At 55.6% G+C, this 25,232-nt stretch carries 27 protein-coding genes; 4 read left to right on the top strand and 23 right to left on the bottom strand.

Annotation, left to right across the window (positions count from 1 at the left end; genetic code table 11):
• Positions 1–551: 551 nt before the first annotated feature.
• Entirely contained in the window at positions 552–1,511 is a 960-nt protein-coding gene (gene ldtC, locus ABIC80_RS08010; RefSeq protein ID WP_429176547.1) for a L,D-transpeptidase LdtC, read from the top strand.
• Between the two features lie 80 nt (positions 1,512–1,591).
• Here ldtC and bhsA read toward each other — a convergent pair whose 3' ends face one another.
• Positions 1,592–1,849 (bottom strand): multiple stress resistance protein BhsA, encoded by a 258-nt coding sequence (gene bhsA, locus ABIC80_RS08015; protein ID WP_042715368.1) that lies wholly within the window; start codon positions 1,847–1,849, stop codon positions 1,592–1,594.
• Positions 1,850–2,090: 241 nt separating this feature from the next.
• Between bhsA and ABIC80_RS08020 the strand changes: the two genes are divergently transcribed.
• Complete coding sequence (locus ABIC80_RS08020) at positions 2,091–2,726, top strand: TetR/AcrR family transcriptional regulator (RefSeq protein WP_076769689.1); 636 nt, start codon at positions 2,091–2,093, stop codon at positions 2,724–2,726.
• A gap of 517 nt (positions 2,727–3,243) precedes the next feature.
• On the opposite strand, the gene ABIC80_RS08025 is transcribed toward ABIC80_RS08020, so the two are convergent.
• The 8 genes from ABIC80_RS08025 to hinT form a co-directional block, all read right to left on the bottom strand.
• Positions 3,244–3,783, bottom strand: coding sequence for a glycine zipper 2TM domain-containing protein (locus ABIC80_RS08025; RefSeq protein WP_023481678.1), 540 nt, complete (start codon positions 3,781–3,783; stop codon positions 3,244–3,246).
• A 191-nt stretch (positions 3,784–3,974) separates the two neighbouring features.
• On the bottom strand, positions 3,975–5,279 hold the full coding sequence (locus tag ABIC80_RS08030) for an NAD(P)/FAD-dependent oxidoreductase (protein ID WP_094420216.1): 1,305 nt from the start codon (positions 5,277–5,279) through the stop codon (positions 3,975–3,977).
• Between the two features lie 258 nt (positions 5,280–5,537).
• Positions 5,538–6,080, bottom strand: a complete 543-nt coding sequence (gene ycfP, locus ABIC80_RS08035; protein ID WP_429176549.1) for an alpha/beta hydrolase YcfP — start codon at positions 6,078–6,080, stop codon at positions 5,538–5,540.
• Positions 6,081–6,115: 35 nt separating this feature from the next.
• A complete protein-coding gene (gene nagZ / locus ABIC80_RS08040) occupies positions 6,116–7,141 on the bottom strand; it encodes a beta-N-acetylhexosaminidase (RefSeq protein ID WP_094420217.1) in 1,026 nt (341 codons plus the stop codon).
• 11 nt (positions 7,142–7,152) lie between these two features.
• On the bottom strand, positions 7,153–7,968 hold the full coding sequence (gene thiK / locus ABIC80_RS08045; protein ID WP_200579363.1) for a thiamine kinase: 816 nt from the start codon (positions 7,966–7,968) through the stop codon (positions 7,153–7,155).
• A complete protein-coding gene (gene lpoB / locus ABIC80_RS08050; protein WP_094420219.1) occupies positions 7,949–8,602 on the bottom strand; it encodes a penicillin-binding protein activator LpoB in 654 nt (217 codons plus the stop codon). The genes thiK and lpoB overlap by 20 nt, the downstream gene beginning before the upstream one ends.
• Before the next feature lie 10 nt (positions 8,603–8,612).
• A complete protein-coding gene (locus ABIC80_RS08055; RefSeq protein WP_094420220.1) occupies positions 8,613–8,987 on the bottom strand; it encodes a YcfL family protein in 375 nt (124 codons plus the stop codon).
• 1 nt (position 8,988) lies between these two features.
• Entirely contained in the window at positions 8,989–9,348 is a 360-nt protein-coding gene (gene hinT / locus ABIC80_RS08060) for a purine nucleoside phosphoramidase (protein WP_429176551.1), read from the bottom strand.
• 329 nt (positions 9,349–9,677) lie between these two features.
• Between hinT and fhuE the strand changes: the two genes are divergently transcribed.
• Positions 9,678–11,864 carry a ferric-rhodotorulic acid/ferric-coprogen receptor FhuE gene (gene fhuE / locus ABIC80_RS08065; RefSeq protein WP_429176553.1) on the top strand — a complete coding sequence of 729 codons (2,187 nt, stop codon included), beginning with the start codon at positions 9,678–9,680 and terminating at the stop codon, positions 11,862–11,864.
• A 191-nt stretch (positions 11,865–12,055) separates the two neighbouring features.
• Here fhuE and ptsG read toward each other — a convergent pair whose 3' ends face one another.
• The 14 genes from ptsG to yceD all read right to left on the bottom strand — a co-directional run bounded on the left by ptsG (position 12,056) and on the right by yceD (position 24,427).
• The gene (ptsG, locus tag ABIC80_RS08070) at positions 12,056–13,489 is read right to left on the bottom strand and encodes a PTS glucose transporter subunit IIBC (protein WP_023481473.1); all 1,434 of its coding nucleotides are present in this window, start codon (positions 13,487–13,489) and stop codon (positions 12,056–12,058) included.
• A 298-nt stretch (positions 13,490–13,787) separates the two neighbouring features.
• The gene (locus ABIC80_RS08075) at positions 13,788–14,582 is read right to left on the bottom strand and encodes a metal-dependent hydrolase (protein WP_429176556.1); all 795 of its coding nucleotides are present in this window, start codon (positions 14,580–14,582) and stop codon (positions 13,788–13,790) included.
• A 10-nt stretch (positions 14,583–14,592) separates the two neighbouring features.
• Positions 14,593–15,597, bottom strand: a complete 1,005-nt coding sequence (holB, locus tag ABIC80_RS08080; RefSeq protein WP_429176558.1) for a DNA polymerase III subunit delta' — start codon at positions 15,595–15,597, stop codon at positions 14,593–14,595.
• Positions 15,594–16,235: a dTMP kinase gene (gene tmk / locus ABIC80_RS08085; protein ID WP_429176561.1), complete on the bottom strand. Its 642-nt coding sequence runs from the start codon at positions 16,233–16,235 to the stop codon at positions 15,594–15,596. Before tmk ends, holB begins: the two co-directional genes overlap by 4 nt.
• Positions 16,225–17,247 carry a cell division protein YceG gene (yceG, locus tag ABIC80_RS08090; RefSeq protein WP_042713171.1) on the bottom strand — a complete coding sequence of 341 codons (1,023 nt, stop codon included), beginning with the start codon at positions 17,245–17,247 and terminating at the stop codon, positions 16,225–16,227. Before yceG ends, tmk begins: the two co-directional genes overlap by 11 nt.
• On the bottom strand, positions 17,244–18,059 hold the full coding sequence (gene pabC / locus ABIC80_RS08095) for an aminodeoxychorismate lyase (protein ID WP_429176563.1): 816 nt from the start codon (positions 18,057–18,059) through the stop codon (positions 17,244–17,246). The genes yceG and pabC overlap by 4 nt, the downstream gene beginning before the upstream one ends.
• Positions 18,060–18,171: 112 nt before the next feature.
• Positions 18,172–19,413, bottom strand: coding sequence for a beta-ketoacyl-ACP synthase II (gene fabF, locus ABIC80_RS08100; RefSeq protein ID WP_094420225.1), 1,242 nt, complete (start codon positions 19,411–19,413; stop codon positions 18,172–18,174).
• A gap of 90 nt (positions 19,414–19,503) precedes the next feature.
• The gene (gene acpP, locus ABIC80_RS08105) at positions 19,504–19,740 is read right to left on the bottom strand and encodes an acyl carrier protein (protein WP_000103754.1); all 237 of its coding nucleotides are present in this window, start codon (positions 19,738–19,740) and stop codon (positions 19,504–19,506) included.
• Positions 19,741–19,894: 154 nt separating this feature from the next.
• Positions 19,895–20,629: a 3-oxoacyl-ACP reductase FabG gene (gene fabG, locus ABIC80_RS08110; RefSeq protein ID WP_312277289.1), complete on the bottom strand. Its 735-nt coding sequence runs from the start codon at positions 20,627–20,629 to the stop codon at positions 19,895–19,897.
• Positions 20,630–20,641: 12 nt separating this feature from the next.
• The gene (gene fabD, locus ABIC80_RS08115) at positions 20,642–21,571 is read right to left on the bottom strand and encodes an ACP S-malonyltransferase (RefSeq protein WP_094420227.1); all 930 of its coding nucleotides are present in this window, start codon (positions 21,569–21,571) and stop codon (positions 20,642–20,644) included.
• Positions 21,572–21,587: 16 nt separating this feature from the next.
• Positions 21,588–22,541, bottom strand: a complete 954-nt coding sequence (locus ABIC80_RS08120) for a beta-ketoacyl-ACP synthase III (protein WP_023481420.1) — start codon at positions 22,539–22,541, stop codon at positions 21,588–21,590.
• 6 nt (positions 22,542–22,547) lie between these two features.
• The gene (gene plsX / locus ABIC80_RS08125; protein ID WP_094193151.1) at positions 22,548–23,636 is read right to left on the bottom strand and encodes a phosphate acyltransferase PlsX; all 1,089 of its coding nucleotides are present in this window, start codon (positions 23,634–23,636) and stop codon (positions 22,548–22,550) included.
• Positions 23,637–23,715: 79 nt separating this feature from the next.
• Positions 23,716–23,889: a 50S ribosomal protein L32 gene (gene rpmF / locus ABIC80_RS08130; protein ID WP_006819481.1), complete on the bottom strand. Its 174-nt coding sequence runs from the start codon at positions 23,887–23,889 to the stop codon at positions 23,716–23,718.
• A 16-nt stretch (positions 23,890–23,905) separates the two neighbouring features.
• On the bottom strand, positions 23,906–24,427 hold the full coding sequence (gene yceD / locus ABIC80_RS08135; RefSeq protein ID WP_023481686.1) for a 23S rRNA accumulation protein YceD: 522 nt from the start codon (positions 24,425–24,427) through the stop codon (positions 23,906–23,908).
• Between the two features lie 141 nt (positions 24,428–24,568).
• Between yceD and ABIC80_RS08140 the strand changes: the two genes are divergently transcribed.
• The gene (locus ABIC80_RS08140) at positions 24,569–25,153 is read left to right on the top strand and encodes a Maf family protein (protein WP_042714964.1); all 585 of its coding nucleotides are present in this window, start codon (positions 24,569–24,571) and stop codon (positions 25,151–25,153) included.
• Positions 25,154–25,232: the final 79 nt, after the last annotated feature.

Consider the following 25,232-nt stretch of genomic DNA (forward strand, 5'->3'; position numbering starts at 1 on the left):
TTATTGCCGGATGGCGGCGTACCGCCTTATCCGGCCTACGGGTTCGTGCCCTTTTGTAGGCCTGATAAGCGCAGCGCCATCAGGCATGTTTTTGGAAACCACGGTCGAACACCCTGCCCGCTTTTTGCCGGGTGGCGGCGTACCGCCTTATCCGGCCTACGGGTTCGTGCCCTTTTGTAGGCCTGATAAGCGCAGCGCCATCAGGCATGTTTTTGGGAACCACGGTCAAACACCCCGCTCGCTTTATTGCCGGATGGCGGCGTACCGCCTTATCCGGCCTACGGGTTCGTGCCCTTTTGTAGGCCTGATAAGCGCAGCGCCATCAGGCATGTTTTTGGGAGCAAGAGTCGAACATTCTGCCCGCGTTTTGCCGGATGGCGGCGTACCGCCTTATCCGGCCTACGAACACGATGTTTTCCCCTCACCCGCGTCTTTTTTTGTAATATTTACAAATGCTTTGCAATAACCAGGGTTTCCCGACGAACGTGATGAGCATAATCCTATTGAGTTGTCTTATAGAAATAACCTTATGATTTACATGGATTATGATCATGTTCAAAATGTCGCGCTTCGCTCACTGGATGACGCTGTTCGCCGTCGCCGCTACGCTTATCTTCGCCTTGCCCGCCCGGGCAAATACCTGGCCGCTGCCGCCTGCGGGCAGCAAGCTGGTGGGCGAAAACCGTTTCCATATTGTTGAGAACGATGGCGGTTCGCTGGAGGCGATCGCCAAAAAATATGACGTTGGCTTCCTCGCACTGTTACAGGCTAACCCCGGTATTGACCCCTTCGTGCCGCGCGCTGGCAGCGTTGTCACCATCCCGCTGCAAACACTGCTGCCGGATGTGCCGCGCAGAGGGATTGTGATTAACCTCGCCGAGCTGCGTCTTTACTACTATCCCCCCGGAAAAAACGAGGTCACCATCTACCCGATCGGCATTGGCCAACTGGGCGGCGATACGTTAACGCCGACGATGGTGACCACCGTTTCCGATAAACGGGCCAACCCAACCTGGACGCCAACCGCCAATATCCGCGCCCGCTACAAAGCGCGCGGAATCGAGTTACCGCCGGTGATGCCAGCCGGGCCGGATAACCCGATGGGCCATCATGCGATTCGCCTCGCCGCTTACGGTGGCGTTTACCTGCTGCACGGCACCAATGCTGATTTTGGTATCGGTATGCGCGTCAGCTCCGGGTGTATTCGCCTGCGGGATAGCGATATTGCCGCGCTGTTTGCTGCAATCAGCCCGGGTACATCGGTCAATATCATCAACACGCCGATTAAAGCCTCCGTCGAGCCAGACGGCACGCGGCTGGTGGAGGTGCATCAGCCGCTCTCCGAATCGATCAATGATGATCCGAAAACGCTGCCGATCCCGCTCAATGCGGCGATGAAGACGTTTCAGGCTGAAAGCGATGCGGCGGTGATGGCGCAGGCTATTGAGCTGCGCTCGGGTATGCCGGTGGACGTGACCAAACATGCACAAGAGAGTATGCAAGCGATGTAACGCCCGCGCATAAACAAAAAGGCCCTGCACGTTGTGCAGGGCCTTTTTTATTGCAGTGGCGTAGCTCGAGGGTGGTGAGCTTATTTGTAAAGCACTGCGGTACCGTGCAGGCGATCGGAGCCGGTCACGGAGGTGATGCGGTAAGAGGACGCGCCCAGCTGTTCGGCTTTCTCAGCCACTTTTTTCTCAACGGATGCGAGGTTGGTGCTGCCGGTCACGCCGATGGCGGTAAGCTCCTGCTGCCCGGCCGGTGCGGACTGCACCTCAACGGCGGCAAAGCTGGCAAATGAGAGAGTACTTAAAACAGCGGCGGTAAACAGCGTGTTGATGGTTTTCATAATGATTGTCCTGATGCAGGTGAACGGAGGTCGTTAAGCATTAAGTTAATGATCGATAGGTAAATCATAAGTGTGATCTATATCACCCGTCAATATTTTTTTATAACGCTCATTAACTAATTTAAATAGTTCTTAATTTTCATAAGCATATGATTTATTAATATGTGCGGTTTTGCGACTGGTCATTCACCAGGATTATTTTTATAATGGCTATTCAACAAACCAACAAAGAAGCGGCGATATGACCAGTGAAGTCAGCAGTTGTACGAAAAAAAGCCGTGGCCGACCGAAAGTGTTCGACAGGGAAGCGGCGCTCGATAAAGCCATGACGCTATTCTGGCAGCATGGCTATGAAGCCACATCACTCTCCGATCTGGTAGAAGCGACCGGGGCAAAAGCACCGACGCTCTACGCAGAGTTCACCAATAAAGAGGGGCTGTTTCGCGCGGTCCTCGATCGCTATATCGCCCGTTTCGCCAGGCAGCATGAAGCGTTGCTGGAGTGCGAAGAGAAGCCGGTGGAACAGGCGTTGCTGGACTATTTCTCTGCTATCGCCAGGTGTTTTACTAGCACCGATACGCCCGCGGGCTGCTTTATGATTAACACCTCTGCGACGCTTGCCGCCTCGTCGCAGGAGATTGCGAAGACGATTAAAACGCGTCATGCCCGCCAGGAGGAGACATTGCAGCACTTCCTCGCACAGCGGCAGGCGAAAGGCGAGATCCCGGCAGGCGTGGATATCGCCTCCCTTGCGCAGTTTCTCGGCTGCATCTTACAGGGCATGTCCATCAGCGCCCGCGAAGGCGCAAGCCTTGAGAAGCTGCTGCAAATCACCCGCACCACCCTGCGCCTGTGGCCAGATTTGATCAAAGCGTAATAAAAAAATGAGACGGATCTCCGTCTCATTCCCTCTCTGTGATAGTGATTACACAATTCAACAATAGGTAAAAACTATCAGCCATTTTCCAGGCTTTGCTATGCTTAATTGTGATTATTGCATCGCTAATCATTGTCGGCGGCAATATAAAACAATAAGTATGTATTTCAGGCGTCACTTTTCCCTTGCTCTCACTCTACGCGTAGTACCGATAATTCTTATGAGGATAAAGGGTCTTTTACTGACTAATCACATGCAGAAGGAAATGGAAATGATTTTGCTATTACCATTCATCAAAGTGTTAATAGTAATTACATTGTTATTTGGTCTGTGGGTCTTGCTGGGTGGCTCGGTACTGTTCGCATTTGTCTCTGTCCTCATTACCGGATTGCTGGTTGTTCGCCAACAAGACTTTATTTAACAACGAAAAAGCCCCGCATGATGCGAGGCTTTTTTATGGCAAAAAAAGGCTCCTCAGCCTGAGCGATGAGGAGCCAATATGCAGAGTACTGCTTTTTTATGCTTTGTTATTCAGAATCAGCTGACCGTTGTTATCCAGCGGAATCTGCGTGCCAGGATCTTTATCCATGCGGATTTTCCCCTGCTGGTCGCCGATTTTATAGGTCACGTCATAACCGAGCATTTTTTCCGATTTGTCATATACCGTGCTGCAGCGTTGCTGAGTGGTCGTGTAGGTATCCCGCTCCTGCATACCGCCCTGAATCTGGTTGCCTGCATAACCGCCGCCTAACGCACCGACAACGGTCGCCACATCGCGTCCGCGCCCGCCGCCAAACTGATGGCCAAGCACACCGCCCGCTACCGCACCCAGTACGGAACCGGTAATACGGTTCTCATCCTGCACCGGACGACGATGCGTTACCGTGACATTGCGACACGCCTCTCGCGGCGTTTTCACCGTCTCTTTGATCGGCGTGGCCGATACCACCTGCGCATATTGCGGCCCGCGATCAAAAACATTGAGGCTGGCGACTGCGGCAACGCCCAGTGCAGCGGCCACGCCAATACCGATACCCGCTAACATTGATTTATTCACAGGATTCTCTCCCTGGTTGGCTATTGGTAACAATTTTGCAATGGTGCAAGAGGGCAGCCAATCAGAAATCGCGCAAAAATAGGGGTTCGGCAGGTGAAAGCAGAGTTATTCAGAGTTGTCTGAGCGCTAAAGGCACATCAGGCAGAGGGATATGCTGCTCCCGCGCCGAAAGGCGGAGAGCAGCAGAAGGATCAGTGGAGCTTGAGGCGCGGGCGGATCACGCGGTTGATACTGCCAACCACCATCATCAGCCCGGTTTTAAAGTAACCGTGCAGCGCCACCTGGTGCATACGGTAGAGCGAGATATAGACGAAGCGCGCAATACGCCCTTCGACCATCATCGAGCCGCGCATCAGGTTACCCATCAGGCTACCGACCGTGGAGAAGTTAGAAAGCGACACCAGCGAGCCGTGATCTTTATAGACGTAATTCTTCAGCGGCTTGCCTTTGATCTGCGCGAGGATGTTATGCAGCGCAAGGCTTGCCATCTGGTGCGCAGCCTGGGCGCGCGGCGGCACAAAACCGCCTTCCGGACGCGCGCAGGAGGCGCAGTCGCCAATCGCGTAGATATCCGGATCGCGCGTGGTTTGCAGCGTCTGCTCCACCACCAGCTGGTTGATGCGGTTAGTCTCCAGGCCGCCAATCTCTTTCATAAAGTCCGGCGCTTTGATGCCCGCAGCCCACACCATCAGGTCGGCCTGAATATACTCACCCTCTTTGGTGTGCAGACCGCCCTCATCGGCGCTGGTGACCATTGTCTGCGTGAGAACGCGTACGCCCATTTTGGTCAGCTCATTGTGTGCAGCGCCCGAAATACGCGGCGGCAGCGCAGGCAGAATACGCTCGCCCGCTTCTACCAGCGTTACGTTCAACGCCTCGTTGGTCAGCCCTTTATAGCCGTAGCTGTGCAGCTGTTTGACCGCGTTATGCAGTTCGGCCGACAGCTCAACGCCCGTTGCTCCACCGCCAACGATAGCGATATTCACTTTGCCGTTTGCGCCAAGGTTAGCGGAGTATTTCAGGAACAGGTTAAGCATCTCCTGATGGAAACGACGCGCCTGGTGCGGGTTGTCGAGGAAGATGCAGTGCTCTTTCACGCCCGGGGTGTTGAAGTCGTTAGAGGTGCTGCCCAGCGCCATCACCAGCGTGTCATACGCCAGCTTGCGCTCCGGCACCAGCAGATCGCCCTTCTCATCACGCAGTTCGGCCAGCGTCAGCGTTTTGCTTTCGCGGTTGATGTCGATAACGGAACCGAGCTGGAACTGGAAATGGTGATTACGCGCATGCGCCAGATAGCTCAGCGCATCGACGCCTTCATCGAGGGAGCCGGTCGCCACTTCATGCAGCAGTGGTTTCCATAAATGGCTGTGATTGCGATCCACCAGGGTGATTTTCGCTTTTTTACCGCGACCCAGCTTCTTGCCTAACTGCGTTGCCAGCTCAAGCCCGCCAGCACCACCGCCTACAATCACGATTTTTTTCAATGGTGTAGTCAAAGTGACCCCCTAAAATATTAACCAATTGTTAACTAAAAGTTATAAAAATAGCCCTTAATTAACAATGGTTTACGAGCTGGCAACCATGCATTGACCACGAGAATATCACGAACGGTTCAATGGTCATACCAAAATTGATGTACATCAAGTTTTGCTGCCGCAAAGATGAGCAAGTGTAGCCGTAGCGGCGCAAGTTACGCGCTAAAAAGGCGGAAAAAGGGTGCTGCGGCAGGGGGAAACCTGCCGCTAAGAGAGGGATTAACCGAGGGTTTTGAAGGCTTTAATGCGCTGCAGATGCGGTGAGATGTTTTTGAACTTATGGAACTGCGCTTCGTCCCAGACAATCTCGTAATAGTGGTGCAGCTCATTTGAAGTGCGCTGGCTGTCGAGCGCCTCATCCTGACGCGAGAGGATAACCAGACAGCGGTCGCGGTTCTTTTCACGAAAGTTGGCGACGCACTTGGTGGCAATATCCCGGTACTCTTCCGGCCGGTCGATCTTCCCTTCCATATTTTCATAAGGAAAGAGATTGGGATTGAAGATCACCTGGCGGATATCGCAGAGAAAACCGATGCGCTCTGCCCAGTAACCGCCCAGACCGACGCCGCAAATCAGCGGGCGCTCATCGACATTGAGTTGCAGCATCTTATCTACTTCTTTGAGCAGATGCTGCATATCATGTTTCGGATGCCGCGTACTGTAGCTAATCAGCCGGACATCGGGGTCGATAAACTGCAGTTGCAGCACCTTTTCGTGGTTGCCGGGGCTGTTCGAGTCAAAACCGTGTAAATAGATAATCATGGTATCCTCACCACTTCGACGGTTTGTCCGCAGGGTTAATGCGCAGCTTTATGCGCCTGCCAGCGTTCGTGCAGCTGTTCCAGCTCGTTGTGAGCCGCTTTCCAGCGCGCCGAACTCATCAACTCCTGACGAGAAAAAGAACCTTTATGATACAAATGTGTAACACGCTCTGCATTGATCGGTGACAGGTTATCCAGCACCTCAACGGCACCTTTACGATTATTACAGACCAGGATCATATCGCAACCGGCATCCAGCGATGCCTGCCCGCGTTCAGCGTAGCTGCCCATGATCGCCGCCCCCTCCATCGAGAGATCGTCGGAGAAAATCACGCCGTCGTAACCCAGCTCACCGCGTAGCACGGTTTTCAGCCACCAGGGTGAGCCGCTGGCCGGACGCGGATCGGCATCGGTGTAGATCACATGTGCCGGCATAATGGCATCCAGCTTGTTCTGCTCAATCAGCGTCTTAAAAATGGACATATCTTTTGCGCGGATCTCTGCCAGCGGGCGCGGATCGAACGGCGTCTCTTTGTGCGAGTCTGCGGTTACCGCGCCGTGGCCCGGGAAGTGTTTACCAGTGCTTTTCATGCCTGCGCTGTGCATGCCATCAATCACGCGGGTGGCGAGTGTTAACGCTTTCTGCACATCCGCATGGTAAGAACGCTCACCGATCGCCGCGCTGATATGCCCGACATCCAGCACCGGCGCAAAGCTGATATCGATATCCATGGCGATCATCTCGCTCGCCATCAGCCAGCCCGCCTCCTGCGCCAGCCGTCCGCCCTCTTCCATGCCAAGCAGCGCCGCGAAAGATTGCGCCGCTGGCAGACGGGTGAAACCGTCGCGAAAACGCTGCACGCGCCCGCCTTCCTGATCGACCGCCACCACCAGCCGGTGGCGGGAAGCCGCGCGGATTTGGCGCACCAGCTCGCGCAGCTGTTCGGGATCGTGATAATTCCGGGTAAAGAGGATCAAGCCGCCAACCAGCGGATGCGCCAGGATCTCGCGCTCCTCCGCATCCAGTTCGTACCCTTCAACATCCAACATCACTGGACCCACACTTACCTCTCTTATCCTTCAGACTGAAGCTGACGCCATATTTCATTCGCCAGCATAATAAATTGTTGATCGCCGGTCTGCTGCCAGCGGCGTTCATACCAGCCGACCATCAGCATCAACACCCATGGCCGCCAGCGCTTAACCTGCCGCCAGAGCAGAGGCGGATCGATATTCGCCTGCATTGCATAGCGCGCGGCAATATCGCTGCGCTGCGCCTCGTTTTCGCACCAGATCCCGGCCAGCTCCAGCGCCACATCGCCGTCGCCAGCATACTCCCAGTCGATAAGCCGTAGCCCCTTCTCGCCGTGCACAATATTCCCGGCGTGAACATCCATATGCAGCGGCGCAAGGCGCAGCGGCAGTGGCTCACGCTGACGCCGCAGCCGTTTTAGCTGCCGCAGCCAGAAGGGCGTGCGCCGTGCGGGCGCGCTGCACTGCCAGTCACGCTCCAGCAGCGGCAATAGCGTGATGCGCCAGCCGAAGCATTTTTGCCGGTGCAGATCATACAGCAATCTCGCCAGCGCGTCGGCCTGCGGCAGCGCGGTGTCGATCGTGCCGGGAATATAGTCGATCGCCATCCAGCCAGCCGCGAAAAAAAGGGGCTGCGGCGCAATAGTGGCAGGAAGATGGCGCAACAGACGATACTGGCGCAGAAAGGAGGCTGGCGCGGCCTGATGCTGCTGGCGAAGCACCAGCGTCTGCTGCCCGTCGCTTATCAGACAGCTCCCGCCGCTCAGCCCAACATGCTGGCTGGCGACGGGAGCGTAGTGCGGAAAGTAGCGTGACAGGATGGCGTCACGCGTCAGATTACTGCTGTTGAACGGCACCTTTACCTGACCAGATAATCTCGCCGGTCTGCACCAGCATTAACTGCATTTGCAGCGAAGGCGCATTGGCATTGCCGGTTGCGTTGGAGTAGAGCACATACTGTGCGCCGACATTGCGCGCAATGCCCATTGCTTTGCTGCGCGTGCCGAGGCTGTCCTGCGGCGACAGGCCGAGCTGCTGCTTGGCGACAGCCAATTGCTGGGCGGTAATCAGGGTGAATTTACCGTTGTTTGCCAGCGCGTTATGCACCACTTCCGTCGCTTCGCCGGTGTTAATCGAACCGTTAGTGCGGTTGTTTACGCTGTCCACCAGCAGAACGCTGCCGGCGTTGGCACCGCTGGCCTGCAACATTTTGCCCACCATCGGCTGTACCGCACCGTTCCAGTCATAGTGACGCTCGCGCGGGGTTGGCTGGCCGTTCTGATCCGGGTGTTCAATCGGGCCTGGCTGCTGCGGCAGCGTTGGCACGGAAGGCACGCCCGGAATCGGCTGCTGCGGCTGCTGAGGTTGCGCGGGTTGCGTCGCTCCGCCGCCTGCCTGCTCAACCGGAGCCGGTTGCTGGTCGGTGATACAGCCTGCAAGCAGCATGGCAAGTGTGGTCAGTAACGCGTAGCGTCCAATGGTCTTAATCAAGTGTCACCTCTTAGAGATAGAGATAGAGTCTGACGCTGTGCGCGCCGAGATAGTTAGCGCTGCCGTAGAGTGTCATGGTGGCATTACCGGGAACCGTTACGCTGCGCGGCGCTTCCAGCGGGTGCATCTCCAGACCTCTGGCGTCATACCAGTAAAAGCGATAGTGCAGCGTGACGGGCTGCTGGCGTTCGTTATAGATCTCTGAGGAGGCGGAAGGCTGCAGCGCCTCCCGGCTCATGGTCGGCGGCTGCGCGATGATGCCTGCGGCAAGGATGGAGGACTCCATCACCAACGTTTGATTGCTGGCGACCGGGATTGCGGGCCGGGAGCCGCAGCCGACAAGCGCTAACGCCGTCAGCAGTAACGCAACACGCGCGACGCTCATCTTAAAGCCCTTTGTGAGACAGCATCGGCCCCAGCATGCGCCCGCCCAGCAGGTGCATATGAATATGGTAAACCTCCTGCCCGCCGTGACGATTGCAGTTCATGATCAGGCGATAGCCATCTTCGGCAATCCCTTCATCACGGGCGATTTTCGCAGCAACCGTCATCATGCGCCCCAGCGCCTGCTCATGGGCCTGCGTTACATCGTTGACGGTTGGGATAAGCAGGTTCGGCACGATCAGCACATGTGTCGGTGCTTGCGGAGAGATATCGCGAAAGGCGGTAACCAGTTCATCCTGATAAACGATGTCCGCCGGAATTTCGCGACGAATGATTTTGCTGAAAATGGTCTCTTCGGCCATGACGTTTTCCTTTTATGAGTGCGGGCCTGGCCCGCCGTCGTCGTCAATTATGTGCCCTAGAGTATGATCGAGATTCTCTTGTTCTTTCAACTATAACGCTGTTTTTCTTTCCCCTTTTACGCCTGGCCTGATTGTGGCAGGCGCAGACGCCGCCCGGCAGAGATGAAATCGCATTTCATAATCGATAATTACATCTGTTTACACCAGTGAAGTGAATGCGTATATTTCGCATTTGCATTTCCATGCGCGCCTCGCGCTGACGCATTTACTTCCCGTAGCCAGCAACGTACTGGCTGCTGGTTCTGCTCACACACCATTAAGGGTTTATCATGTCTTTCCCGCAGAATGGCCGCTTCGGCGCACGCGCCTGTACGGCCGCCCCTTCCCTGCTGGCCGTTGCCATTGCTTTCGCGCTCATCCCGGCCACCGGTTTTGCCGCCGGCAGTGAAGAGACGGTGGTCGTTGAAGGAACCAGCGCTGCCGACGCCCGTGCCCTGACCGAACAGGATTACAATACGCAGACCACTGCGGCAGGCACCAAAATGACGCTGGTGCAGCGCGATATTCCTCAATCCATCAGCATTACTACCCAACAGCGGATGAAGGATCAGCAGCTGGAAACGCTGGGCGATGTGCTGAAGAACACCACCGGCGTGTTCGAGAGCGCGGCAGACTCCGATCGCAGCACCTACTACTCGCGCGGCTTCCTGATTGATAACTATATGGTCGACGGTATTCCGACGATTTTTGAAACCCGCTGGAACCTGGGCGATGCCCTTTCCGATACGGCCATGTATGAGCGCATTGAAGTGGTACGCGGCGCAACCGGACTGATGACCGGGGCGGGCAACCCATCCGCTTCCGTGAATATGGTGCGCAAGCACGCCGATAGCCGCGAGTTCACTTCAAACGTTTCGGCCGAGTATGGCAGCTGGAATAAACAGCGTTACGTGGCGGACGTCTCCACGCCGCTGACGGATGATGGCCGGATCCGTGGCCGTGCGGTGGCCGGTTACCAGCATAATGACAGCTGGCTTGACCGCTACAGCCAGGAGAAGAAGTTCTTCTACGGCGTGCTGGATGTCGATCTGACCGCATCGACCGCTTTCTCCGTTGGCTATGACTACCAGGAGACCGACGTTGATAGCCCAACGTGGGGCGGCTTGCCGCGCTGGTATACCGACGGCACAAAAACCCACCCGAGCCGCAGCGACAGCACCGCGCCGGATTGGGCCTACAACAATAAAGTCTCCAAACGCACCTTCGCGACGGTGAAACAGAGCCTCGGCAGTGACTGGCTGCTGACGGTGAACGGCACCCATACTGAGACACAACTCGACAGTAAAGCACTCTATGTCGACGGCACGGTCGATAAATCCACCGGACTGATGGTCAGCCCTTATGGTGCGTCTTACCCCTATGTCGGCGGCACCGGGTATAACACCGGCATGCGTAAAGTCGATGCGCTGGATACCTTTGCTAATGGCTCGTATGAGCTGTTTGGTCGCCAGCATGAGCTGATGGTCGGCGGCAATCTGAGCAAGCAAAATAACCGCTACTTTAGCTCGTGGGAGAATATCCTCGATACGTCGCTCGGCAACTACAGCAACTTTAACGGCAACTACCCGGAAACCCAGTGGGCACCGCTGAGCCTGGCGCAGGAAGATACTATTCGTCAGCAGTCAGCTTATCTGGCGACGCGTATCTCGCTTGCCGATCCGCTGCATCTGATTGCGGGCGCGCGTTATACCAAATACAAACTTGAGACGTTGACGCAGGATTTGGAGAAGAACAACCTCTCACCCTATGCGGGTCTGATTTTCGACATCAACGATACCTGGTCGACCTATGCCAGCTACACCTCCATCTTTAAACCGCAGGAGTACCGTGACGCGCAGGGGAAATATCTCTCGCCGGTAACCGGGAAAAACTACGAGCTGGGCGTCAAATCTGACTGGATGAACAGCCGTTTAACCGCTTCACTCGCCGTGTTCCGTATCGAGCAGGATAACCTTGGGCAAACAACCGGCGGCGTGGTGCCGGGCACCAGCGGCGAAAGCGCGTATGAAGCGGTTGATGGCGCGGTGAGTAGAGGCGTGGAGCTGGAAATTAACGGCGCGCTGACGGATAACTGGCAGATGACTTTCGGTGCCACACGCTATGTTGCCGATGATAAAGATGGCAATGCGGTGAACCCGAACCTGCCGCGTACGTCGATCAAAACCTTCACCAGCTATCGCCTGCCGATGCTGCAAGAGTTAACCGTCGGCGGCGGCGTTAACTGGCAGAACAGCACCTGGGCGAATGTCAGCACCGCCAACGGCAATTTCCGCTCTGAACAGGGCAGCTATGCGCTGGTCGATCTGTTTGCCCGTTATCAGGTCACTAAGCAGCTCTCGGTGCAGGCGAATATCGATAACCTGTTCGACAAGAAATATGACACCAACGTCGACAGCCGCACCTATGTGTTCGGCGAGCCGCGTAACTTCTCGGTAAGCGCCAATTACCGCTTCTGATATCGCATCAGTCAACAAAAGGAGCCTGCGGGCTCCTTTTTTATTGGCTACCTGTAGGCCGGATAAGCGTTAGCGCCATCCGGCATTGTGGTTTTGCCGGATGGCGGCGTTGCCTTATCCGGCCTACAAAGGCAAATGCAGGCAATAAAAAAGGGAGCCATCAGGCTCCCTCAGTCTCCCCAGACTATGGCTTAGCTGTTGCGGATGTACTCATCCATCTCGGTTTTCAGGTTATCGGATTTAGTACCGAAAATCGCCTGAACGCCGGAACCGGCAACAACCACACCCGCAGCGCCCAGTTTCTTCAGGCCAGCCTGATCCACTTTCGCTACGTCAGCCACGCTGACACGCAGACGCGTGATACACGCATCGAGGTTGGTGATGTTCTCTTTGCCGCCAAACGCGGAAACCAGAGCCGGAGCCATTTCGCTGGTGACGCCAGCTTTGCTCTCTTCGGTGGTCTCTTCACGACCCGGCGTCTTCAGATCCAGCGCTTTAATCAGCACGCGGAAGACGGTGTAGTAAACCACCGCGTAGCAGATACCGATGATCGGGAACAGCCACAGTTTGCTGCTGTTGCCGCTCAGCACGACGAAGTCGATCAGACCGTGAGAGAACGACGTACCGTCACGCATACCCAGCAGGATACAGATCGGGAAGGCCAGGCCTGCCAGAATCGCATGGATAACGTACAGGATCGGCGCCACGAACATAAAGGAGAACTCGATCGGCTCGGTGATACCGGTCAGGAACGAGGTCAGCGCGGCGGAGATCATGATACCGCCCACTTTCGCGCGGTTTTCCGGTTTCGCAGAGTGCCAGATAGCAATCGCGGCAGCCGGCAGACCGTACATTTTGAACAGGAAGCCACCGGAGAGTTTACCTGCGGTCGGGTCACCTGCCATGTAACGCGGAATATCGCCGTGGAACACCTGGCCTGCGGCGTTGGTGAATTCACCAATCTGCATCTGGAAAGGTACGTTCCAGATGTGGTGCAGACCAAACGGCACCAGGCAGCGCTCGATGAAGCCATAGATACCGAACGCAACAACCGGGTTCTGGTAAGCAGCCCACTGAGAGAAGGTCTGGATAGCAGTACCGATCGGCGGCCAAATGAAGGAGAGGATCACGCCGGTGAAGATTGCTGCCAGACCAGAGATGATCGGCACAAAGCGTTTACCCGCGAAGAAGCCCAGATACTCAGGCAGCTTGATACGGTAGAAGCGGTTAAACATATACGCTGCGATCGCACCAGAGATGATACCGCCGAGAACACCGGTGTCTGCCAGGTGTTTCGCCGCGATCTCTTCAGCAGGTAAATGCAGAACCAGCGGCGCAACTACCGCCATGGTTTTAACCATAATGCCGTAGGCGACAACGGCGGCAAGTGCGGAAACGCCGTCGTTATTGGTGAAGCCAAGGGCCACACCGATCGCGAAGATCAGCGGCATGTTGGCGAAAACGGAACCGCCCGCTTCGGCCATAACATGGGAAACCACTTCTGGCAGCCAGCTGAAGTTTGCCGAACCGACGCCCAGCAGGATACCTGCGATAGGCAGTACGGATACTGGCAGCATCAGCGATTTACCGACCTTCTGCAGGTTAGCAAATGCATTCTTAAACATAATTGAGAGTGCTCCTGAGTATTAGTGCTTTTTTCTACGCTTTCGCGCATTGGCACGGGGGGAGAACCGCGCCGTGGGAAGGGCATCTAAGCGCCCTTTATTTATTACACAGAGTAAAATAAATCGTTTCAGGTTTGTTTGACCGCTATCACGTTTCAGCCAGCATCGACAATAAAACTCACATTGCCTTACATTTGCCGCTCTGTTTAGGTCAAATTGTAACCGTCACCGCCCATTTTATGGCGGTGAACTTTACTCTTATCGGTTATTAATTACGAGTACTAAAATAAGCTGCTTTTCAGGCTAATTGCAGACGCGACGGGGCGATATGGAACAGGCGGGCAAAGTTTTCCGTCGTCTGTTGTGCAAGCTCTTCAATGGAGACGCCCTTCAGCACCGCCATATACTCTGCAACATCGCGCGTCATGGCGGGCTGGTTCTCTTTCCCGCGGTGCGGTACCGGTGCCAGATAGGGGGAATCCGTCTCCACCAGCAGGCGATCGAGCGGCACATAGCGCGCGGCGTCACGTAACTGCTCAGCGTTACGGAAGGTGACAATGCCGGAAAAGGAGATATAAAAACCCATATCCAGCAGCTTACCGGCCGTTTCACGATCTTCGGTAAAGCAGTGTAGTACGCCGCCGCAATCCTGCACCTTCTCTTCTTGTAAAATGGCCAGCGTATCGGCGCGCGCGTCACGCGTATGCACAATCACTGGTTTATTCAGCTCGCGTCCAATGCGGATATGGTTGCGGAAAGAGTCCTGCTGGCGCGGTTTGGTTTCCGGGGTATAGAAGTAGTCGAGGCCGGTTTCACCCATGGCCACTACCCCCTCTTCTGCCGCCAGCTGGCGCAGGGTTTCCACCTCGTACTCTTCATCCTGATTAAGCGGATGTACACCGCAGGAGAAGACCACATTCTCACGCTCGCCGACTAATTCACGCATTGACCGGTATCCGGGCAGCGTCGTGGCAACCGCGAGGCAGAACTTCACATCGCGCGCGGCGGCTTTCGCCAGCACATCGTCCACATTTTTATGCAGCGTTTCATAGTTAAGGCCATCGAGATGGCAGTGCGAGTCGACTAAAAACATAATGTCTCTCTTATAGATGGGATACAGGAAGCGTCACGCCGGAATGCAGGTAACGCTCCACATTTAACAGTAAATCAGTCAGCAGCAGTTCACGGTTGACGCCAACGACGCTCAGCAGTTGCTCACGGCAGGTAAACAGCGCATGCAAAAGCGCATGTAGCGTGTCGCTGCGCCACTGGCGGGCGAAACCCTGCACCAGCGCCGGGGCATCAACGTTAGTCACCAATGTTGCGCCTTGCTGCAGTTTCAGCGCGTCGAGGATCAGCGAAGCAAGCCACTGCAGGCGCTCCGGGGCATTGTCATGATTAAGCGCGGGCAGCATTGCCAGCCAGTCACCGCCAGCCAGCGCAGTGTTTGCCGCTTCACACAGCGCCTGGCGCTGCTTCCACTTACCATCCTGCAACAACACTTGAGCAGCACCCGGCGAGCCAGCCGACAGGCGCAGCGCGGTAAGAATCGCTTCTTGTGACATTGTCACTTCACGCGAAAGCCACGTCGCGGCGTACTGTTCTGCGGGTGGTGCTAAGTGGTGCATACGGCAGCGGCTGCGCAGGGTCGGTAACAGCCGCACAGGCTCGCGACAGGCAAGGAAAAACCATGTCTGCGCGGGCGGCTCTTCCAGCGTTTTGAGCAGTGCGTTGGCAGCAGCGTCGCTGAGCTGCGCGGCATCCGGCAGGCAGACGACTTTCGCGCCGCCGAGCCGGGCGTGCTCATACAGCTTTTCATTTACTTCACGCACCGCATCGATGCCCAGCGTCGACTTCCCTTTCTCCGGCGCAAGCACGTAATAATCGGGGTGCGTACCGGCCTGCATCAATTCGCAGCCGCGGCAGCGACCGCAGCTTTTATTTCCTTGCGGCGTCTGGCAGAGCAGCAGGCGATTGATGGCGTAGATCAGCGCATCGTCGCCCATCCCTTCCAGGGCATGGATCAGTAACGCGTGGTGCCCGCGCCCGCTCTGATAACTGGCGACCAGTTGTTCAAAGTCCGGCCGTAGCCACGGATACCATTTCATGCGCCCTGCTCCTCCACCCATGCGGTAACGGTGCGGCGAATATCGGCTACAACCTCTTCCAGCGACTGGGTGGCATCAATGGTACGAATACTCGGATCTTGCGCCGCCAGTTCCAGATAGCGCGCACGTGTGCGGTTGAAGAAATCGAGCGACTCCTGCTCAATGCGGTCAAGCTCGCCGCGCGCGCGGGCGCGTTTGAGGCCCACTTCCGGCGTCACATCAAGATAGATGGTTAAATCGGGGCGGAAATCGCCAAGCACCGCGTCGCGCAGCGTGGTGAGCAGGGTTTGATCGATACCGCGTCCGCCGCCCTGGTAGGCCTGGGTGGAGAGATCGTGGCGATCGCCAATCACCCAGTTTCCGCTTGCCAGCGCAGGTTTGATCACCGTATCCACCAGCTGGACGCGGGCGGCGTAAAACATCAGCACTTCGGCTTTATCGGTGATCACTTCATCCCCGACGGATCGGATATCCAGCACCAGGCTGCGCAGCTTTTCTGCCAGCAGCGTGCCGCCCGGCTCGCGGGTGAAGACCATGTCGCTAACGCCGAGCGTTTTCAGCGTGTCGACAATGACATCCCGCGCGGTGGTTTTGCCCGCGCCTTCCAGCCCTTCAATGACGATGTATTTACTGCCCATTTTTTTCCTTAAGTACTTTCAGGTACTCCTGCACCGATCGGTTATGACTGGCGAGATTGGTGTTAAACGTATGCCCGCCTTTACCGTCGGCAACAAAATAGAGATATGGCGTTTTTGCCGGATGCGCCGCGGCTTTCAGAGACGCCTCACCCGGCGTGGCAATCGGCCCCGGCGGCAGGCCGTTAATCACATAAGTGTTGTAATCCGTCGGTGCCTCCAGATCGGCGCGCGACAGCTTACCACTATATCGCGCCCCCATCCCGTAGATTACCGTCGGATCGGTCTGCAGACGCATCCCGATGCGCAGCCGGTTAATAAACACCGAGGCGACCCGGTCGCGCTCACCGGCGACGGCGGTCTCTTTCTCAATAATCGAGGCCATCGTCACCAGCTGATTTTCATCTTTATAGGGCAGCCCTTCAGCGCGCCCTTCCCAGGCACGGGCAACGGCCTGCACCATTTTTTGATGCGCGCGTTTCAACAGCGCGACGTCGGTGGTATTGGCGGTGTACATCCACGTGTCGGGCCAGAACCACCCTTCGACCCACTCCGGGTGCGCCATTTTTATCGCCTGCGCCACGGTCGCATAGTCATCATCTTTCAGCGTGTGCTTAATGTATGGCGCGTCGCGCAGCTGTTTCAGGTAGTCGCTTAACCGCATCCCCTCAACGAAGCGCAGCGGGAACTGCGCCTCTTTGCCGCTCTCCAGCAACTGCATCATCTCCCGCACGGTCATGTTGGGCGTGAAGCGGTAGGTTCCGGCTTTAAAATGCGAAAGATCGGGCTCCAGGCGCAGCAACCACTGGAATACGCGCGGACGATTAATCACCTTTTCGCGATAGAGCAGCTCGCCAAGCGTTGTGCGCCCGGTGCCAGCCGGCAAGGTGAAGATGGTTTCGTCTTTGATCAAAATTTTGCTGTCGGCCAGCTGCCGCACCTTCCAGGCACCGGCGCCTGCGGCAACAACCAGTACCGCCAGCAGAATGAGTACAACGCCAAAGAGTTTTTTCATAATGGATTCATGCGCTCACAAAGAGGGGCTAAAAAATGGTACAGATCGCGCGCCTGCCACTGCCTGTCCGCCCACTGGCGAACCGGCACAACGGGCATCAGCGCGTTACAAATAATGGCTTCGTCTGCCAGTGCCAGCGCATCGAGCCCGGCGTTGACTTCGACCACGTCAAACGCAGAAGATGCCAGCTGGCGCAGGCAATATTGCCGCATAATGCCATCCACGCCCGCCTGATCGAGCCTGGGCGTAAACACCGTTTTACCCTGCCGCCAGAAGAGATTTCCCGCGCTGCACTCGGTGATCCAGCCGTCGCTGTCGAGCACCAGCGCGTCATCGGCGTCGGTTTGTTCAAGTCCGAGACGAATAAGCACCTGTTCCAGCCGGTTAAGGTGTTTGATACCGGCAAGCGCAGGGTTGCGCCCCAGACGGATCTCACTGAGCGCAAGGGAGACCCCCTCCTGCTGCCAGCGCGCATAGTGTGCGGGCCGGGGTGCAAAGGAGACAATGCGCGTCGGCGCAGAACAGTTGGCCGGGCTGTAGCCCCGCCCGCCCACACCGCGCGTGATCACCGCTTTGATAACGCCTTCATCGTGATCTTTCGCCAGCGAGGCCATCTCCTGCTCAAGGGCAGACCAGGCGACAAAAGGGATCGCCAGGCGCTCACACCCCTGCCGCAGACGCTGCTGGTGAGCGGCAGCAAATTGAATCTGCCCGTCGATAATGCGTGCGGTGGTAAAGCAGCCGTCGCCAAATTGCGTCGCCCGGTCATTGGCCGCAAGCGAGGCCTGCTCTGTGCCATTAATCAAGAACATAGCGACTCCTTGTATGCATGGGCAGACAGTTTGGCAGGATGAAAAGCCGAGGACAAGGGGGATAAATCAGAATAGAAAAGGCCCGCAAGCGGGCCTTTATACGGCAGGTTGATCACACTTTTTTGAAGATCAGCGAGCCGTTGGTACCACCGAAGCCGAAGGAGTTACACAGGGTGTACTCCAGACCGCTGACCTGACGCGCCTCGTGCGGCACAAAATCAAGGTCGCAACCCTCATCCGGATTATCCAGGTTGATGGTTGGCGGTACAGCCTGGTCGCGCAGTGCCAGGATGGAGTAGATTGATTCTACTGCACCCGCCGCACCGAGCAGGTGGCCGGTCATCGATTTCGTCGAGCTGACCATTACGTTGTAAGCTGCGTCGCCGAATACGGACTTCACTGCCTGCGCTTCGGCTTTATCGCCCGCAGGTGTTGAAGTGCCGTGTGCGTTCACATAGCCAATCTGAGACGGCTCAATGCCCGCATCGCGAAGCGCATGAATCATCGCTTTCGCCGCACCCGCGCCGTTTTCCGGCGGAGAAGTCATGTGGTAAGCATCGCTGCTCATGCCAAAACCGATGATTTCAGCATAGATTTTTGCACCGCGCTTCTTGGCGTGTTCGTACTCTTCCAGCATGATGATGCCTGCACCATCGCCGAGGACAAAACCATCACGGTCTTTATCCCACGGGCGGCTTGCGGCCTGCGGATTGTCGTTACGCGTGGAGAGCGCGCGCGCTGCGCCAAAACCACCGACGCCAAGCGGCGTACTCGCTTTTTCCGCACCACCTGCCAGCATCGCATCTGCATCGCCATAGGCAATGATACGCGCCGCGTGACCAATGTTGTGCACGCCTGAGGTACAGGCAGTCGCAATTGAAATGCTGGGGCCTTGCAGACCAAACATAATGGTCAAATGGCCAGCCACCATATTCACAATGGTCGATGGAACGAAGAACGGGCTGATTTTACGCGGCCCACCCTTGACGAGGGAGCTGTGGTTTTCTTCGATCAGGCCGAGACCACCAATGCCAGAACCAATCGCCGCGCCAATACGCGAGGCGTTTTCTTCTGTTACTTCCAGGCCGGAATCCTGCATGGCCTGAATACCAGCGACAATTCCATATTGAATGAAGTCGTCCATTTTGCGCTGTTCTTTGCGCGAAATGTACTCTTCACAATTAAAATCCTTTACTAAGCCAGCAAATTTGGTTGCATAGGCGCTAGTATCGAAATGGTCGATCAGGCTGATGCCACTCTGACCGGCAAGGAGAGCTTTCCAGGTAGACTCTACGGTATTGCCGACAGGAGACAACATGCCAAGTCCGGTCACAACTACACGACGCTTAGACACGTTTGTCCTCCAGGGAGGGATAAAAAAAGAGATTCGTGGGATTGCTCAGATAAAACTCAGGCGGTCGAATGACCGCCTGGAGATGTTCACTTACGCCTGGTGGCCGTTGATGTAATCAATGGCAGCCTGAACGGTAGTGATCTTCTCAGCTTCTTCGTCCGGAATCTCAGTATCAAACTCTTCTTCCAGAGCCATTACCAGCTCAACGGTGTCAAGAGAATCAGCGCCCAGGTCCTCAACGAAGGAAGCATTGTTGGTAACTTCTTCCTGCTTAACGCCCAGCTGCTCGCCGATAATTTTCTTAACGCGTTCTTCGATAGTGCTCATACTCTTAAATTTCCTATCAAAACTCGCTTTCGCGATGGTTTTCGTAGTGTATAAAATGTTGAAAAATTTGCAACTAAATCCCGGCAGTTCGTACCACGATTTTACGCTATTTTGAGGCTTTTCACCCCAATAACGCAAATAAATTTCATCGTGGTTAAACCATATACATTCCGCCGTTGACGTGCAGGGTCTCACCAGTGATGTAACCCGCCTCGTCAGAGGCTAAAAATGCAACCGCGTTGGCGATTTCCTGCGCACCGCCGAGACGGCCTGCAGGCACTTGCGCCAGAATACCCGCACGCTGATCGTCAGATAGCGCACGCGTCATGTCCGTTTCAATAAAACCCGGAGCAACAACGTTTACCGTAATACCGCGGGACGCAATTTCACGCGCCAGCGATTTACTAAAACCGATAAGACCCGCTTTCGCCGCAGCGTAGTTGGCCTGACCGGCATTTCCCATGGTACCAACCACAGAACCGATAGTGATAATACGCCCATGACGCTTTTTCATCATAGCTCGCATTACCGCTTTTGACAGACGGAAAACAGATGAAAGGTTGGTCTCGATAATATCGTCCCACTCATCATCTTTCATGCGCATCAGCAGATTGTCACGGGTGATACCGGCGTTATTCACCAGAATATCGACCTCGCCAAACTCAGCGCGAATGTTTTCCAGCACAGATTCGATAGATGCAGGGTCGGTCACATTTAACTGCAGACCTTTACCGTTCGCACCCAGATAATCGCTGATTGCCTGCGCGCCACTTTCGCTGGTCGCAGTACCAATCACCTTCGCGCCACGGGCTACGAGGGTTTCGGCGATTGCGCGACCAATACCGCGGCTTGCACCGGTAACCAGCGCGATTTTTCCTTCAAAACTCATGGTCTTCCTCTTTTATTGCGCAAGTGCCTCTGACATCGCCGCCGGCTCGTTCAACGCCGAGGCTGTCAGGGTGTCAACAATACGTTTAGTCAGGCCGGTGAGGACTTTACCCGGGCCCACTTCATACAGGTGCTCAATGCCCTGTGACGCCATAAACTCAACGCTTTTAGTCCACTGAACCGGGCTGTAGAGCTGGCGCACCAGCGCATCGCGAATCGCTTCCGGGGTAGTTTCACACGCCACATCAACGTTATTGATCACCGGGATTTGCGGCGCATTAAACGTAATATTGCTGAGCTCAGCAGCGAGTTTCTCTGCCGCAGGTTTCATCAACGCGCAGTGGGAAGGAACGCTTACCGGCAGCGGCAGCGCACGTTTTGCGCCAGCGGCTTTACAGGCAGCTCCCGCACGCTCAACGGCTTCTTTATGACCCGCAATAACAACCTGACCCGGTGAATTGTAGTTTACCGGCGATACAACCTGCCCTTCGGCAGCGGCTTCACACGCCTGTGCAATTGCGGCGTCATCAAGACCGATAATCGCGGACATCGCACCGGTACCTGCCGGAACGGCATCCTGCATAAACTTACCGCGCAGTTCAACCAGGCGAACCGCATCAGCAAACGCGATTACGCCAGCGCAAACCAGGGCAGAGTATTCGCCAAGGCTATGACCTGCCATCAGCGCAGGCGCTTTACCGCCCTGCTGCTGCCATACGCGCCACAGCGCGACAGAAGCCGTCAACAGCGCCGGCTGCGTCTGCCAGGTTTTGTTCAGCTCTTCCGCCGGGCCTTGCTGCACCAGCGCCCAGAGATCGTAGCCCAGCACCGCTGAAGCTTCCTGGAAAGTCTCTTCGATAACCGGCCAGGTCGCAGCCATATCGGCCAACATGCCGACAGTCTGGGAACCCTGTCCCGGAAACACAAATGCAAATTGCGTCATTTTTTTATCCTTATACTCAGAAACGTACCAGCGCAGAGCCCCAGGTGAACCCGCCGCCAAAGGCTTCAAGCAGGATCAGCTGGCCAGCTTTGATGCGCCCGTCACGCACCGCTTCATCCAGTGCGCAAGGCACGGAAGCGGCAGACGTATTGCCATGACGATCGAGTGTTACCACTACATTGTCCATCGACATGCCGAGTTTTTTCGCCGTTGCGCTGATAATACGCAGGTTCGCCTGGTGCGGCACCAGCCAGTCCAGCTCGCTGCGCTCGAGGTTGTTGGCAGCCAACGTTTCGTCAACAATATGCGCCAGTTCGGTGACGGCAACTTTAAAGACTTCGTTACCCGCCATCGTTAAATAGGTCGGATTTTCCGGGTTTACACGATCAAGATTCGGCAGCGTCAGCAGTTCGCCATAGCTTCCGTCAGCGTGCATATGCGTGGAGATAATCCCCGGCTCTTCTGAAGCGCCCAGTACGGCAGCGCCCGCAGCGTCACCAAAGAGGATAATCGTACCGCGATCTTCCGGATCAAGCGTACGCGCCAGCGCATCGGAGCCAATTACCAGCGCATGTTTTACCGCGCCGGATTTGATGTATTGATCGGCAATGCTCAGGGCATAGGTAAAGCCTGCGCAGGCGGCGGCAACGTCAAACGCCGGGCAGCCTTTAATCCCCAGCATATTCTGGATCTGGCAGGCAGCGCTTGGGAAAGCGTGGGTCGCTGAAGTGGTTGCGACAATGATTAAGCCAATCTGATCGTTATCGATGCCGGCCATTTCGAGCGCGCGTTTAGCGGCCTCAAAGCCCATAGTCGATACAGTCTCGTTTGCCGCAGCAATACGACGCTCACGAATACCCGTACGCGTGACAATCCACTCGTCGGAGGTATCGACCATTTTTTCTAAATCGGCGTTTGTTCGAACCTGTTCTGGCAGATAGCTGCCGGTACCAATAATCTTTGTATACATGTGCGCTCAGTCACTCTTGGATAATATACATACGTTCTTGCTTTCGTCGCCCAGTGCAGACGAAGCCGATGCGATGTACACAGATTCCAGGCGAGCGGCAATCCGTTGTGGGACTTGCCGCTGCACCGCCTGCACTGCCTGCTCAATCGCGACGCAAAACGCGCGCTGATTGGCTGCGCCGTGACTTTTAATCACTGTGCCGCGCAATCCTAACAGACAGGCACCATTATACTGGTCGGGGTTGAGGTGGCTGAATCGACTTATCAGACTTTTTTGTAACCAACGTTTGAGTAAGATGAGCCACCACGCCCTTTTTTTCCCTTCGCCCTGCGATTTCAGCAGCGAAAGGAACATTCTGACAACCCCTTCCATAGTTTTTAGCGTGACGTTTCCGGTGAAACCGTCACACACCAGCACATCCGTCTTGCCGGTTAATAATTCGTTCGCTTCCAGGTAACCAATGTAGTTGATGGATGGCGCTTCGCGTAATAACGCGGCAGCTTCGCGGATATTGTCATGGCCTTTGCTCTCCTCTTCACCAATATTGAGCAGAGCGACCCGCGGGTTGGCGATCTCAAGGATCTCCTCCGCCATGACGGCACCCATAACGGCGAATTGTGCCAGCATCGTACTATCGCAATCGACATTCGCACCCAGATCGAGCACCACCGTTCTGCCCTTTTGCTGATGCGGTAATACCGTCACCAGGGCCGGGCGTTCAATGCCGTCGAGGGGTTTGAGCAGCAGCTTCGCCAGCCCCATCAGCGCCCCGGTATTGCCTGCGCTGACGCAGGCCTGGGCGCGCCCCTCTTTCACCAGCTCCAGCGCAATACGCATTGACGTACCGCGACTATTACGGATCGCCTGCGCCGCGCGCGCATCACTGGCAATAACTGACTGTGCAGGAACAACAAGCAGGCGAGATCGCTGCTCGAAATCAGCTTTGGCAAGTAATGGCGTGATTGCGTCGGGATCGCCGACTAACAGGAGAGTGAGTTGCGAATTAGAATTCAGTGCCTGCAAAGCTGCAGGCACTGTCACGGAGGGGCCAAAATCGCCCCCCATGACATCTAACGCCAGGGTTAGACGTGTCAAGGTATCGTCAGAGCCTGGTTCGGTTTATCCCCGCCTGAGCGGGGAAAGCCTCACTAAGCTTCATCACGCTTGCGCGTGATTACTTAGTGATAACCTTGCGACCGCGGTAGAAACCGTCAGCGGTCATGTGGTGACGCAGGTGGGTTTCACCAGAAGTTTTGTCTACAGACAGGCTGGTGACTGCGGTCAGCGCGTCATGGGAACGACGCATGCCACGTTTGGAACGGGTTGGTTTATTCTGTTGTACGGCCATGGACCTTACTCCTCAATTACTTACGCTTTAAGCTGGCTAATACGGCAAATGGATTGGGTTTTTGCGCTTCATCAGGCAATTCCCCAAAGACCATGTCCGCCTCGGACACTTCACAGTGTTCAGAATCATGCACCGGAACTACTGGCAAGGCGAGAATGATTTCATCCTCAACCAACGCCCGCAGATCGATTTCGCCGAATTCGTTAACCTCAATCGGCTCATACGCTTCCGGCAGTGCTTCAGCCTGTTCGTCTGAACGCACAGGACTAAAACAATACGTTGTGTAGACGTGATGGGTGAACGGTTTCCCGCAGCGCTGGCACTCGAGAGCTACCGTAACCTTCGCATCGCCGGTTAACACCGCCAGACGCTGATTATCAATAGCAAACGACATGGAGCACTCCACATCAGTTTCTACGCTGACAACAGAATCGGCGACGCGCTCGACCTGATCGAGAGTGTAGACACCCTCATAATCAAGGCGTTTTTGAGCGGTACGAACCGGATCAAGAGTCAGGGGTAATTTTACCTTTTGCATAGGGCGCGCATATTAACTTTGTAACGTCATAGAGTCAAAGAAAAAGGCAGCCTGCGGTTGCCTTTTGCCAATTATTCGCACACATTGCGGCCTACAGTTTAATTTGCCTCTCATCGTTAAGCCATATTTGGTGGAAAAAATATGTCTCCTCTTATTCTTGCTTCAACTTCACCCTATCGTCGCGCGCTGCTGGATAAACTCGGCCTCCCCTTTGAGTGTGCGGCGCCACAAACCGACGAAACACCGCACCCCGGTGAAACGCCCCGCCACCTCGTGCTGCGCCTGGCTCAGGAAAAAGCGCAATCGCTGGCGGATAAATATCCGCACCATCTGATAATTGGTTCCGACCAGGTGTGCGTATTGAATGGCGAAATTAACGGCAAACCGCATACGGAAGAGAATGCACGCCAGCAATTGCTGAAAGCGAGCGGAAATATTGTCACCTTCTATACGGGACTGGCGCTCTATAATTCGGCAACCGGGCATCTGCAAACGGAGTGCGAACCCTTCGACGTCCATTTCCGCCATTTAAATGAGCAGGAGATCGAGGACTACGTGCGCAAAGAGCGTCCGCTTAATTGTGCCGGTAGTTTTAAAAGCGAAGGATTGGGCATCGCGCTGTTCGAGCGGCTTGAAGGGCGCGACCCGAATACGCTGGTCGGGCTGCCACTGATTGCACTATGCCAGATGCTGCGCCGCGAGGAGCGCAACCCGTTGTTAAGCTAATGCTTAAGCGATCACAGATTGTTTAGTACACGACCTGTAGAGTCACTCTCAATATTAAAACGGCGTTTTAATTTGAGGG

This window comes from Kosakonia sp. 1610 (genome assembly GCF_050435845.1).
GTDB lineage: Bacteria > Pseudomonadota > Gammaproteobacteria > Enterobacterales > Enterobacteriaceae > Kosakonia > Kosakonia cowanii.

Excerpts from the sequence above, each read along its gene's own strand:
- ldtC (WP_429176547.1), top strand. The coding sequence starts at position 552 with ATGTTCAAAATGTCGCGCTTCGCTCACTGGATGACGCTGTTCGCCGTC.
- bhsA (WP_042715368.1), bottom strand. The coding sequence starts at position 1,849 with ATGAAAACCATCAACACGCTGTTTACCGCCGCTGTTTTAAGTACTCTC.
- ABIC80_RS08020 (WP_076769689.1), top strand. The coding sequence starts at position 2,091 with ATGACCAGTGAAGTCAGCAGTTGTACGAAAAAAAGCCGTGGCCGACCG.
- ycfP (WP_429176549.1), bottom strand. The coding sequence starts at position 6,080 with ATGATTATCTATTTACACGGTTTTGACTCGAACAGCCCCGGCAACCAC.
- ABIC80_RS08055 (WP_094420220.1), bottom strand. The coding sequence starts at position 8,987 with ATGAGCGTCGCGCGTGTTGCGTTACTGCTGACGGCGTTAGCGCTTGTC.
- hinT (WP_429176551.1), bottom strand. The coding sequence starts at position 9,348 with ATGGCCGAAGAGACCATTTTCAGCAAAATCATTCGTCGCGAAATTCCG.
- fhuE (WP_429176553.1), top strand. The coding sequence starts at position 9,678 with ATGTCTTTCCCGCAGAATGGCCGCTTCGGCGCACGCGCCTGTACGGCC.
- ptsG (WP_023481473.1), bottom strand. The coding sequence starts at position 13,489 with ATGTTTAAGAATGCATTTGCTAACCTGCAGAAGGTCGGTAAATCGCTG.
- ABIC80_RS08075 (WP_429176556.1), bottom strand. The coding sequence starts at position 14,582 with ATGTTTTTAGTCGACTCGCACTGCCATCTCGATGGCCTTAACTATGAA.
- holB (WP_429176558.1), bottom strand. The coding sequence starts at position 15,597 with ATGAAATGGTATCCGTGGCTACGGCCGGACTTTGAACAACTGGTCGCC.
- tmk (WP_429176561.1), bottom strand. The coding sequence starts at position 16,235 with ATGGGCAGTAAATACATCGTCATTGAAGGGCTGGAAGGCGCGGGCAAA.
- yceG (WP_042713171.1), bottom strand. The coding sequence starts at position 17,247 with ATGAAAAAACTCTTTGGCGTTGTACTCATTCTGCTGGCGGTACTGGTT.
- pabC (WP_429176563.1), bottom strand. The coding sequence starts at position 18,059 with ATGTTCTTGATTAATGGCACAGAGCAGGCCTCGCTTGCGGCCAATGAC.
- acpP (WP_000103754.1), bottom strand. The coding sequence starts at position 19,740 with ATGAGCACTATCGAAGAACGCGTTAAGAAAATTATCGGCGAGCAGCTG.
- fabG (WP_312277289.1), bottom strand. The coding sequence starts at position 20,629 with ATGAGTTTTGAAGGAAAAATCGCGCTGGTTACCGGTGCAAGCCGCGGT.
- fabD (WP_094420227.1), bottom strand. The coding sequence starts at position 21,571 with ATGACGCAATTTGCATTTGTGTTTCCGGGACAGGGTTCCCAGACTGTC.
- ABIC80_RS08120 (WP_023481420.1), bottom strand. The coding sequence starts at position 22,541 with ATGTATACAAAGATTATTGGTACCGGCAGCTATCTGCCAGAACAGGTT.
- rpmF (WP_006819481.1), bottom strand. The coding sequence starts at position 23,889 with ATGGCCGTACAACAGAATAAACCAACCCGTTCCAAACGTGGCATGCGT.
- yceD (WP_023481686.1), bottom strand. The coding sequence starts at position 24,427 with ATGCAAAAGGTAAAATTACCCCTGACTCTTGATCCGGTTCGTACCGCT.
- ABIC80_RS08140 (WP_042714964.1), top strand. The coding sequence starts at position 24,569 with ATGTCTCCTCTTATTCTTGCTTCAACTTCACCCTATCGTCGCGCGCTG.